Genomic DNA, 10,051 nt, shown 5'->3' with positions numbered 1-10,051 from the left:
CCCCGCCGGCCACCGGGCCGGTCGCCGACACCGGGTCGAGGCCCGGCGTATCCATGAAGACAAAGCCCTTTTCGCTGACCGGCTCGGCATATTCGTAGACGGCGTTCAGCGTCGTGGAGCCGCCCTTCGCAGCCGCGCCGAGCGATTTTTCGAGGATCGTGGTCAGGCCACCGGCCTTGTTGCCGTGTGAAGGGTTGTTGTTCATCTCGCCGTGGTTGCGCGCGGTATAGTCCTCCCACCAGCGGATGCGCTCGACCAGCTTTTCGCCGACCTCCCGGTTCTTCGCGCGGCGGGTGAGCAGATGCTCTGCGCCGTATATCTCGGGCGTTTCGGACAGGATCGCCGTGCCGCCATTCTTCACCAGCATGTCGGCTGCGACCCCGAGCGCCGGGTTGGCGGTGATGCCGGAATAGCCGTCGGAGCCGCCGCACTGCAGCGCCAGCATAAGTTCGGAGGCCGGCAGCGTCTCGCGCCGCGCCTTGTCGGCAACAGCCAGCATCTCCTTGACCCGCTCCAGGCCCTGCTCGATGGTTTTCCTCGTGCCGCCGGTGTCCTGGATGGTCATGGTGCGAAAAGTCTCGCTCTCCTCAATGCCGTAGAGCTGCTTCAGCCGGCCGATCTGGAACGTCTCGCAGCCGAGTCCGATGAGCAGCACACCCCCGAGATTGGGATTGGCCGAATATCCCCACTGCGTACGCTTCAATATGTCGAAGCCCTCGCCGGATCCGGCCATGCCGCAACCGGTGCCGTGGGTGAAGGCGACCACACCGTCGACATTGGGAAAATGTTCGGCGATCCCGGCGCGGTTAGCAGCTTCCGCAATATATTTGGCCACGGTGGCCGAGCAGTTCACGCTGGTCAGGATGCCGACATAATTGCGTGTGCCGGCGCGGCCATTGGCCCGGCGGTATCCCTCGAATGTAACCTGCTCCTCGACCGGCAGCACGTTTTCGGGACGCGCGGCCATGGCGAACTGATAGTCGCGCTCGAAATCGTGCATCTCGACATTGTGTTCGTGAACCCAGTCGCCCGCCTCGATAGGGCTGCTGGCGAAGCCGATGATCTGGCCGAATTTTACGATCGGCTCGCCCTTGGCGATCGCGCGTGTAGCGATCTTGTGGCCGAAGGGAATCCGCTGCCGCGTCGCCAGGCCTGCAGCGATCGGAAGCTCCTTCTCGATCTTTTCGGCTGCAACAACAACATTGTCTTCGCTGCTCAGCCTGAGCGTCCTGGCGATTGCCTGCTGTGAATTCATGATCCCGTTCCGGTAATTGAGAAAAGCGCAAATCCCGAGTTGACGCGATCAGCACGCCAAGCATACTAACATGTCAGTACATTTCGCAAGGAGAAACACGCGGCCGTCATGAACATCGGTTCGAAAATCGAGGCGCGCGGCCCCGCCAATAACACTCGGCGCATCGACGGCAGCGCGACCGAACGCATCGTCGAGGCGCTGAGGGAAGCGATCGTCACTCTGGAGATTCCGCCTGGCGCAGCGCTCGACAAGGCGGTGCTGACCGCCCGGTTCGGGGTCTCGCGATTTCCGGTGGCTGAAGCCTTCACCCGGCTGAAGGCCGAGGGCCTGGTCGACATAAGGCCGCAGAGCGGCTCCACCGTTTCGCTGATCCGGCTTGCCGACGCCCGCGAGAACATGTTCCTGCGCCGTGCCCTCGAAGGCGAAGCGCTTGCGCTGCTGGCCACCCGCAACAATGCCGCGCTGCTGGCCGAGGTCGACAACAACCTGCGTTGCCAGAAAATGGCGGTGGAAGCCGGCGACCGGCCGGGCTTCCACCGGCTCGATCTCGAATTCCATGATCTTCTGATTAGCGCCGTGGGCTTTCCCCGGATGCGCGCCACCGTCGAGCGAGCACGCCTGGCGCTCGACCGGGTGCGCCGGCTGCTCGGCACGCCGCGCCGCCACGCTTTGACCTTCGCGGAGCATAGCGCCATCGCCCAGGCTCTGCGCAAGGCCGAGCCCGAAGCCGCGCGGGCGGCAATGGCCGCTCACATCGATTCGGTCATGGTGGAACTCGAAACCTTTGCCGTCGCGCAGCCGGATGTCTTTGCCGATAGCGAACCGGCCGCCGAGCGACTTTGAACAACCTGCCTGCGGCGTCGCTCAAACGCGGCGCTCGACCATCATCTTCTTGATTTCGGCGATTGCCTTGGCCGGGTTGAGGCCTTTCGGGCAGGCCTGCGTGCAGTTCATGATCGTATGGCAGCGATAGAGCCGGAACGGATCCTCGAGATTGTCCAGCCGTTCGCCCGCCGCCTCGTCCCTGCTATCGATCAGCCAGCGATAGGCCTGCAGCAGCACCGCAGGGCCGAGATAGCGCTCGCCATTCCACCAGTAGCTCGGACAGGAAGTCTGGCAGCAGAAGCAGAGGATGCACTCGTAGAGCCCGTCGAGCTTCTGCCGGTCCTCGTAGCTCTGCGGCCATTCCTTGGCCGGCTCGGGCGAAACCGTCTTCAGGAACGGGTCGATCGAGGTCAACTGCGCATAGGGCACGGTCAAGTCCGGGACCAGATCCTTCACCACCGGCATGTGCGGCAGCGGATAGACCTTCACCGCGCCCGAAATGTCGTCCATGCCCTTGGTGCAGGCGAGCGTATTGCCGCCGTCTATGTTCATGGCGCAAGAGCCGCAAATGCCTTCGCGGCAGGAGCGCCGGAGCGTCAGCGTCGGGTCGATCCTGTTCTTGATCCACAACAGCGCGTCCAGCACCATCGGCCCGCAATCGTCGAGATCGACGAAATAAGTATCGAGGCGCGGATTCTCGCCGTCGTCCGGGGACCAGCGGTAGATCCGGTATTCGCGCAGATTGATGGCGCCTTCCGGCTTGGGCCAGGTCTTGCCCGTGCGTATCTTCGAGTTCTTGGGCAAAGTGAGTTCTACCATGGCTCAGGCGCTCCGCTTGGCTGCATGATCGAGAATGGTCGGGCAGACCGCGATGGGACGTTTGACGCCGCGAGGCAACGTCCCGAGTTTGCGCGCCGTCATGGCGAAATGCCCCGCCAGCCGCCGCAGCTTGAATTGCGGCCGCCGCACGAATGCATCGAGCCGCGACTGCCTGCTCGGCTGGGATATGGTTGTTTTGAAAGCGCCGCGAAATCCGTCCTGCGCGCCTGCCGAAGCGTAAAGCGGCGTCGCAAGCCCCGGCTCGGCCTGAAGACGCGGGATGCCGGCGAGGTTGAGGAAGGCGTCAGAGGGCGCGGCGTAGTGCTTCGCCCTCTGCAGGAGCCGGCGCGCCGCCGCCGGCCGCACCAGATATCCGCCCGATCCGCCGCGGTCGACGAAGAGCCGGTAATGCCGGATCCCGCTTTTCGGAGCCGAGGAGAACGGACGCCGGGAAACCCACTTTTCCGCTCCGCGCGTCTCGAGATTTAAAATGTCGAGCAGGTCGATATCGTCCAGCTCCGCCAGCCATGACGGCAGTTTTTCGGAGAGCACGACATCATCCTCCAGCACCAGCACCGGCCCGTTGCTGTCGACGCAGTGCCGCCAGGCGCGGCTGTGGCTGTGCAGGCAGGCGAGCTCGGTGCGCGAAAGCGGCCGCATATAGGTGCCGCCGAGGCGATCGAACTCATCGTCGCTTATCATCGTGGCGTCGGTCGCCTTCAACCGGGTGAATTCCAGTCCGAGCCGCTGCATCTGCGATGCAATGAATTCAAGCCGGTCCGGGCTTCTGTCCAGATTGATGACGAGGATTTCCGGCACCATGGCGAAGCCTCAAGCCGCCCGCGCCTTGGGCGCGATCTTGGCGAGGCTGATGCCGCCTTCCGGCCACGCCTTGCCCGTGCGGATCTTCGAGTTCTTGGGAAAGGCAAGTTCGACCATGTGTCGTTCCTTACTTCGTGATCAACGAGAGGACTTTGCCGATATTGGGTCGCGTCTCCGACATCACTTCGGTGTAGCCGAACGCTTCAAGCTCGGCGTGGAGGGCATCAAACCCCTTGGCCAGCAGGAAATTCATCTCGTCTTCATACACCGGCACAACGGCAAGAATGTTAATCGGGCCCTCCGACGAGGCTATCGTCCGATAGCGTTCGGCCCAATGGAGGGGCGAGGCAATGATCACGCCTGAGAAGGGCACATAGGACGTATAAGGTTCAGCCGGGTCACCATTCGGAATCGAATGACCGACGCCAAGCCATGTACGATAGTCATGTGGCAAATGGGCGAGAATAGCCAGATTGGCAACGATCCAGGCATGCGGACCTTTCCGAAGCTCCCCCTCGGCAATCCGGCCCGTCGCATCGATCGAAAACGCGTCGGACGGAAGGCTTATGGTCAATTCTGCAAGTTCAAAACTTTTTTGCTCGTCGGGAGACAATGCCTCCGCAACCGTCATTGGCCGGTCGCTCATGCCAACTGTTACGATGGTCCAGTTGTCACGGTCAGGGGCGGGTGGGAAAAGGATCAGATCGACTTTGACCACATTCTCGAACCCCAAATCGTCAATGACGTAGCGCTCACCAAGCAAAGGCCGGAGCTGCTCGAGAATTTCGTTGAAATGCTTAGGCCGGCGCGCGCTCTCCCGGTATTCCAGTGGCCGATCCTGGTGGCGAAGGATGGTCGAGCCGCCTCCAGCCGTCTCAGCAGCGGCACCATTCGACGCATCAGCCATCCCAAGTCCCCAGCAGACAAGAATCGTCACTGACCAAAACCTTATGTTGCGCGCCAGCGAAGACCACATTCCTCAATACACCCGCGCCTTGGGCGCTATCTTGGCAAGGCTGATGCCGCCTTCGGCTTCGCTGAGCAGCGTTTCGGTGTGTACCGGACGATAACCGAGCGTGACCTTGCCCGCTTCGTCGACCCAGGAAAGCGTATGCTTGCGCCAGTTCAGATCGTCGCGGCTGGAAAAATCCTCGCGCGCATGCGCTCCGCGGCTCTCCTTGCGGGCCTCCGCGCCGTACACGGTCGGAAGCGCATTGGCCATCAGGTTTTCCAGTTCCAGCGTCTCGACGAGGTCGGAATTCCAGATCATCGAGCGGTCGTGGACCTTGAGGTCGGGCAGTTCGGCCCAGATGGCGGATATGCGCCGGCAGCCCTGCTCGAGCGTTTCCTGCGTGCGGAAGACGGCCGCGTCTTCCTGCATAGTCTTTTGCATCTTCTCGCGCAGGAACGCCGTCGGGGTGCCGCCGTCGGCGTGGCGGATCTTGTCGAAGCGCGTCATGATCTTTTCGACAGCGGCCTCGTTGATGGCCGGGACAGTGGCTGCACGGTCGACCACCTGGCCGGCGCGGATCGCCGCTGCCCGGCCGAACACGACGAGATCGATCAGCGAATTGGAGCCGAGCCGGTTTGCGCCGTGCACCGAGGCGCAGCCCGCTTCGCCGACCGCCATAAGCCCCGGCGCGACGGCGTCGGGACTTTCCGGTGTCGGCCGCAGCACCTCGCCCCAATAATTGGTCGGGATGCCGCCCATATTGTAATGGACGGTCGGCAGCACAGGGATCGGCTCGCGCGTCACGTCGACGCCGGCGAAGATCTTCGCCGATTCCGAAATGCCGGGCAGCCGCTCATGCAGGACCGCCGGATCGAGATGGTCGAGGTGCAGGAAGATGTGGTCCTTCTCCTTGCCGACGCCGCGGCCTTCCCTGATTTCCATGGTCATGCAGCGCGAAACCACGTCGCGCGAGGCGAGATCCTTGGCCGACGGGGCGTAGCGCTCCATGAAGCGCTCGCCCTCGGAATTGACGAGATAGCCGCCTTCGCCGCGGGCGCCCTCGGTGATCAGGCAGCCCGAGCCGTAGATGCCGGTCGGATGGAACTGCACGAATTCCATGTCCTGCAGCGGCAGCCCGGCGCGCACGATCATGCCGCCGCCATCGCCGGTGCAGGTGTGGGCCGATGTCGCCGAGAAATAGGCGCGGCCGTAGCCGCCGGTCGCAAGCACCACCATTTTGGCGGCGAAGCGGTGGATGGTGCCATCGTCGAGATTCCAGGCGACGACGCCGGTGCAGACGCCGTCGTCGGACATGATCAGGTCGAGCGCGAAATACTCGATGAAGAATTGCGCATTGTGCTTCAGCGACTGGCCGTAAAGCGTGTGCAGAATGGCGTGGCCGGTGCGGTCGGCCGCGGCGCAGGTGCGCTGAACGGGCGGGCCGTCGCCGTAGTTCATCATGTGGCCGCCGAACGGGCGCTGGTAGATCTTGCCCTCTTCGGTGCGCGAAAAGGGAACACCGTAATGCTCGAGCTCATAGACCGCGGCCGGCGCCTGGCGGACCATGTACTCCATCGCGTCCACGTCGCCGAGCCAGTCGGAGCCCTTGACGGTGTCGTACATGTGCCATTGCCAGCTGTCCGGCCCCATATTGGACAGCGAGGCGGCGATGCCTCCCTGTGCCGCGACTGTGTGCGAGCGCGTCGGGAAAACCTTGGTGATGCAGGCGGTCTTCAGCCCCTGCTCGGCCATGCCGAGCGTGGCGCGCAATCCGGCGCCGCCGGCGCCGACCACCACCACGTCGAATTTGTGGTCGACGAACGTGTAACCCTTGCCGGCTGACGCCGCGCCGTTGCCTGGTCGTTGCTTGGCCACAGGTCAGCCCCCGAATGCGATTTTGAGAATGGAGAACACGCTTGCCGCGCCGACCGCCACGGCAAAGAAGATGTTGAGCATAAGCAGCGTGAGCTTCGCGCCCTCGCCGTGGACATAGTCCTCAATGATGATCTGCATGCCGAGCCGCATGTGGTCCAAGCTGATCAGGATGAACAGCGACGCCGCAAGCGCAATCAGCGGCTGGGCAAGCGCCGCCCGCACTTCGCTGTAGCTCGCGCCGCCGACCGAGAGGATCCAGCCGAGAAGAAACAGCGAAAGCGGTACGAGCGCGATCGAGGTGAGCCGGATGCGCCAGAAATGACCGGTTCCGTCCTTGGCCGAGCCGAGGCCGCGCACCTTATTCAGGGGAGTTCGCATGTCGGACATCGCGGCTTCCTATGCGCCGAGCCAGAGGTAGCCGGCCCAGATCAGCACCGTCAGCACGATGGAGCCGGCGAGCGTCGCCCAGGCGAGCTGCGTCGAAGTATCCTTTTCCAGCCCGGCGCCGGTATCCCAGACCAGGTGCCGAATCCCGCCGAGCATGTGCAGCATCATCGCCCAGGTATAGCCGACCAGCACGATCAGCCCGACCCATGAACCGAGAACCTGGTTGGCAAGGTTGAAGGCGTTCTCCGACGTCGCAGCCGCGATCAGCCACCAGGCGACGAGCAGCGTTCCGAAATAGAGCGCGCCACCGGTGATCCGGTGCAGGATCGACATCAGCATCGTCGCCGGCCAACGATAGACCGTAAGATGCGGCGACAAAGGACGCGCATGCGGCCGGGTGGCTGGTGAGTGGCTCATGGCTCCCCTTTCGGCATCTGCGGGATCGCAACCGAATGCGGCATTGGGGCATCGGAATGCGACTTTTCAACCCGGCTTCTAAAGCGCTTTTTGCACCGCGTCAAAGCCGGAAAACCGTTTCGGCAAACCCGTTTAGTCTTCAATCGATTGAAGATGCGGGGCCTTTTGCTGCAGTGCGTCAAACACTTCGCATCGTCGCTCCGATGGCGTTTCCGCCATGCTGCCCCGACGAATCAGCGCATGCAAGTGAGCGGCTCATGTCCGCGTTGCATCAACAGCGCCTCGCGGCCTTCGATCACGATCGCGTCGGAGCCTTCGCCGTAGCGGTTGCGCTGGGTCGCAGGCGATGCGGGAAGGTCGAGGCTTTCCCCTTCCGGACCGACCACGTGCACCGAAGAGCCGAAATTCTCCACCGTGACCAGCGCGCCGCCGGCGCAGTTGTAGCTGGCCATGCGCGGCTGCGCCTCGCTCGTGCTTTCGGCCAACGCGGCGGTCCCTTCCGACTCCGCCCCACCGGACTGGCACGACGCGACAGCCAATGCACAGGCTACGGCAAGGAGCACGCCTGGCAACCGGCCGCGGCGAATTCGTTCTTCTACCATGACGCGCAAGCTATCCGCTTTGCCGCATGAAGATCAATCACCCTCGACAGCCGTGGCGGGCAGCCCGTTAACCATGTTCCTTAATTGCGCCCTGCCGGAACGAGCAGGCTCTTAACAAAGGTTAAGAAAGCGTTAACTTGCGATGATGGAGGCAAATCACCTCAAGCAATGGAGACGCATATGCGTTCCGCATCGTTGAGAAGCCTGTTCCTGGCGCTCGCATCAGCCGCACTTGCATCGGCTCCGGCTTTGGCGGGCGGTCTTCACGACCACGTCTATGCCGACAGCTTCGGCAATCTCATCATCCACAGCCCAGCCGGCTACAAGCGCATCATCGTCGGCGAAGGCCATCTGGCCAAGGAGCTTTCCGAGTTCACGAGCGCGGGCGAGCCGGAAGTCGTCTATCTCGATGAAGACGACCGGGTCGCCGGTGTCCGGGAGTGCTACCGTCCGCCCTGGCTGCTCAAGGGCAGGAGCTACATGTACGGCTTCGACCAGGGCGAAATCCCGTTCCAAAGCGGCCCCTGCCAGTAAGCGCAAGGGCTGGCCCCTGCGCTCCAGCCCTGATTTGGTCATCTTTCTCCCGCCAATGATGGCAGGCATTAACGATTGGTGAACCAGATGAGCCAGGCCGCCATTCAATCACGCCGGCTGAAGGATCATATAGCTTCCCTTGAGACCATGACGCGCTTCGTGCTGGCCACGCTGGCGCTCGGCAGCGGCGTCTACACCTATCTCGGCGTCCGCAGCCTGCTCGACGGCCCGGCGACTTTGGTGTTCTTCGCGGCGGTCATCTACTCGGTTTCCGTTTCGGTCGCGATGTACGGCTTCTGGACCTACCTGATCCGCTTCCTGCCGGAAATGCGCGACGCCGCCTCGCGGCTGGCGCTGGTCGGCATCATGGCGGTCGGCTCGCTGATGATCGTCGCAATGTCGTCCTGGCTCAACGCGGCTGCGCTGGCCGGCTCGGCGGCCGTGGAACAGCACCTCGCAATCACGCTCGAGGACTACACCGCCGATCTCGACCAGGCGCATGGCAACGCGCTCGGCGCGCTGTCGCTGCTCCCCGACATCCAGCGGGCTTCGGAACGTTTTGCGCGGCTGGCGCAGGACGAACAGAATTCCGGAGCGCTGACCGGCACGTCGGGATCCGGCAGCGTGGTGCAGCTTTTGAGCCAGATGTCGGCGCAGATGAGGGAACTGGAAGCGACGATCGAGGGTTCGCGCGAAACCATCCAGACCGGGTTCCAGCAGGGCCAGAAGCATCTCGCGGCCATGCGCGGCCTTGTTTCGGCGCCCGGCGCGATCGCCGAGCGCTCGGATAGATTCGCGGCCGAAGCCGTGGCGCTCTCCGGCGTGATCGCCTCGCTGGAACAGACGTCGATAGCGCCCTCGGTCAGCCGCGCCGCCGCCGACCTTTCCGTCGGCTTCATCGCGCCGGTGGCGGATGGAAGCTCAGCCGATCTTGCCGGCCGCCAGGATGCGGTCATGGCGACCATTCGCGGCTCCGTGGAAGCTCAGTCGAAAGCGCTGTCGGATGCGGCGGCGGAAATCCTCGCCCAGCCGAAAGTGGCCGAGCGCCGTTATGTTCCTCTGACCTCGGCCGATGCGGTGCTGCGTTACGCGTCGGATTTCATACCGAGCTGGGCCGGCGCGATCTCGATCGACCTGCTGCCCGCCGTGCTGGTCGGCATCATGGTCGTTGTGCATGGCGCCATGCGGCGTGGCGAGGACCGAATGGAGGAGGCCGACCGCATCACCGCGGGCGACATGCTGCGTTCGCTGGATCTGCACGAGATGATGCTCGCCCGCCGCCAGGCAGCGGTCGCCGAGGAGCCTGTAGCCGAACCGCATCCGGCTTCGCCGGAGCAAAGGCCCGCCGCGGAAAACGTGACGCCGCTGACCTTGTCCGAACGCAAGCGGGTCGACCCATGATGCCGGGCGCCACGCCAGCGGCGAATTCCGAAACGCCGAGGCGCAACCCCGTCATGCGCTACTTCGCGCGTTTCGACGATGGCGAGGTCGTCCGCTGGGCATTTCGCGGCCTGCTCATCGGCGCGATCGGCGTCCTCGCGCTGGATCTGCGCGACCTTGCCG

Annotated in this window: 11 protein-coding genes; 3 read left to right on the top strand and 8 right to left on the bottom strand. The window is 63.6% G+C overall.

Annotation, left to right across the window (positions count from 1 at the left end; translation table 11 throughout):
• Positions 1 to 1,255: UxaA family hydrolase (locus MAXJ12_RS04380; protein WP_008834565.1), on the bottom strand; the 1,255-nt coding region annotated here is incomplete at its 3' end.
• A gap of 108 nt (positions 1,256 to 1,363) precedes the next feature.
• Here MAXJ12_RS04380 and MAXJ12_RS04375 point away from each other — a divergent pair.
• A complete protein-coding gene (locus tag MAXJ12_RS04375; RefSeq protein WP_008834564.1) occupies positions 1,364 to 2,098 on the top strand; it encodes a GntR family transcriptional regulator in 735 nt (244 codons plus the stop codon).
• Positions 2,099 to 2,119: 21 nt separating this feature from the next.
• Here MAXJ12_RS04375 and MAXJ12_RS04370 read toward each other — a convergent pair whose 3' ends face one another.
• The 7 genes from MAXJ12_RS04370 to MAXJ12_RS04340 form a co-directional block, all read right to left on the bottom strand.
• Positions 2,120 to 2,899: a succinate dehydrogenase iron-sulfur subunit gene (locus tag MAXJ12_RS04370; protein WP_008834563.1), complete on the bottom strand. Its 780-nt coding sequence runs from the start codon at positions 2,897 to 2,899 to the stop codon at positions 2,120 to 2,122.
• 3 nt (positions 2,900 to 2,902) lie between these two features.
• Positions 2,903 to 3,721: a glycosyltransferase family 25 protein gene (locus tag MAXJ12_RS04365; RefSeq protein ID WP_008834562.1), complete on the bottom strand. Its 819-nt coding sequence runs from the start codon at positions 3,719 to 3,721 to the stop codon at positions 2,903 to 2,905.
• Between the two features lie 127 nt (positions 3,722 to 3,848).
• The gene (locus tag MAXJ12_RS34260) at positions 3,849 to 4,628 is read right to left on the bottom strand and encodes a suppressor of fused domain protein (RefSeq protein ID WP_008834560.1); all 780 of its coding nucleotides are present in this window, start codon (positions 4,626 to 4,628) and stop codon (positions 3,849 to 3,851) included.
• Between the two features lie 72 nt (positions 4,629 to 4,700).
• Positions 4,701 to 6,548 carry a succinate dehydrogenase flavoprotein subunit gene (gene sdhA / locus MAXJ12_RS04355; RefSeq protein ID WP_008834559.1) on the bottom strand — a complete coding sequence of 616 codons (1,848 nt, stop codon included), beginning with the start codon at positions 6,546 to 6,548 and terminating at the stop codon, positions 4,701 to 4,703.
• A gap of 3 nt (positions 6,549 to 6,551) precedes the next feature.
• The gene (sdhD, locus tag MAXJ12_RS04350; RefSeq protein WP_008834558.1) at positions 6,552 to 6,935 is read right to left on the bottom strand and encodes a succinate dehydrogenase, hydrophobic membrane anchor protein; all 384 of its coding nucleotides are present in this window, start codon (positions 6,933 to 6,935) and stop codon (positions 6,552 to 6,554) included.
• A gap of 9 nt (positions 6,936 to 6,944) precedes the next feature.
• On the bottom strand, positions 6,945 to 7,352 hold the full coding sequence (gene sdhC, locus MAXJ12_RS04345) for a succinate dehydrogenase, cytochrome b556 subunit (protein ID WP_040584844.1): 408 nt from the start codon (positions 7,350 to 7,352) through the stop codon (positions 6,945 to 6,947).
• Positions 7,353 to 7,585: 233 nt separating this feature from the next.
• Positions 7,586 to 7,837: a hypothetical protein gene (locus MAXJ12_RS04340; protein WP_008834556.1), complete on the bottom strand. Its 252-nt coding sequence runs from the start codon at positions 7,835 to 7,837 to the stop codon at positions 7,586 to 7,588.
• A gap of 297 nt (positions 7,838 to 8,134) precedes the next feature.
• Here MAXJ12_RS04340 and MAXJ12_RS04335 point away from each other — a divergent pair, with 297 nt between their 5' ends.
• Together MAXJ12_RS04335 and MAXJ12_RS04330 are read left to right on the top strand one after the other, a co-directional pair.
• Positions 8,135 to 8,488: a hypothetical protein gene (locus tag MAXJ12_RS04335; protein WP_040584848.1), complete on the top strand. Its 354-nt coding sequence runs from the start codon at positions 8,135 to 8,137 to the stop codon at positions 8,486 to 8,488.
• Positions 8,489 to 8,575: 87 nt separating this feature from the next.
• A complete protein-coding gene (locus MAXJ12_RS04330) occupies positions 8,576 to 9,889 on the top strand; it encodes a hypothetical protein (protein ID WP_008834554.1) in 1,314 nt (437 codons plus the stop codon).
• The last annotated feature ends 162 nt before the right edge of the window (positions 9,890 to 10,051 follow it).

Origin of the sequence: Mesorhizobium alhagi CCNWXJ12-2 (genome assembly GCF_000236565.1) — a bacterium.
GTDB lineage: Bacteria > Pseudomonadota > Alphaproteobacteria > Rhizobiales > Rhizobiaceae > Allomesorhizobium > Allomesorhizobium alhagi.
The sequence above is the reverse complement of the archived record's forward strand: the minus strand, read 5'-3'. Positions and strand labels throughout refer to the sequence as shown.

Coding starts and splice junctions, on each gene's coding strand:
- MAXJ12_RS04365 (WP_008834562.1), bottom strand. CDS start 3,721: ATGGTGCCGGAAATCCTCGTCATCAATCTGGACAGAAGCCCGGACCGG.
- sdhC (WP_040584844.1), bottom strand. CDS start 7,352: ATGAGCCACTCACCAGCCACCCGGCCGCATGCGCGTCCTTTGTCGCCG.
- MAXJ12_RS34260 (WP_008834560.1), bottom strand. CDS start 4,628: ATGGCTGATGCGTCGAATGGTGCCGCTGCTGAGACGGCTGGAGGCGGC.
- MAXJ12_RS04375 (WP_008834564.1), top strand. CDS start 1,364: ATGAACATCGGTTCGAAAATCGAGGCGCGCGGCCCCGCCAATAACACT.
- sdhD (WP_008834558.1), bottom strand. CDS start 6,935: ATGTCCGACATGCGAACTCCCCTGAATAAGGTGCGCGGCCTCGGCTCG.
- MAXJ12_RS04335 (WP_040584848.1), top strand. CDS start 8,135: ATGCGTTCCGCATCGTTGAGAAGCCTGTTCCTGGCGCTCGCATCAGCC.
- MAXJ12_RS04370 (WP_008834563.1), bottom strand. CDS start 2,899: ATGGTAGAACTCACTTTGCCCAAGAACTCGAAGATACGCACGGGCAAG.
- MAXJ12_RS04330 (WP_008834554.1), top strand. CDS start 8,576: ATGAGCCAGGCCGCCATTCAATCACGCCGGCTGAAGGATCATATAGCT.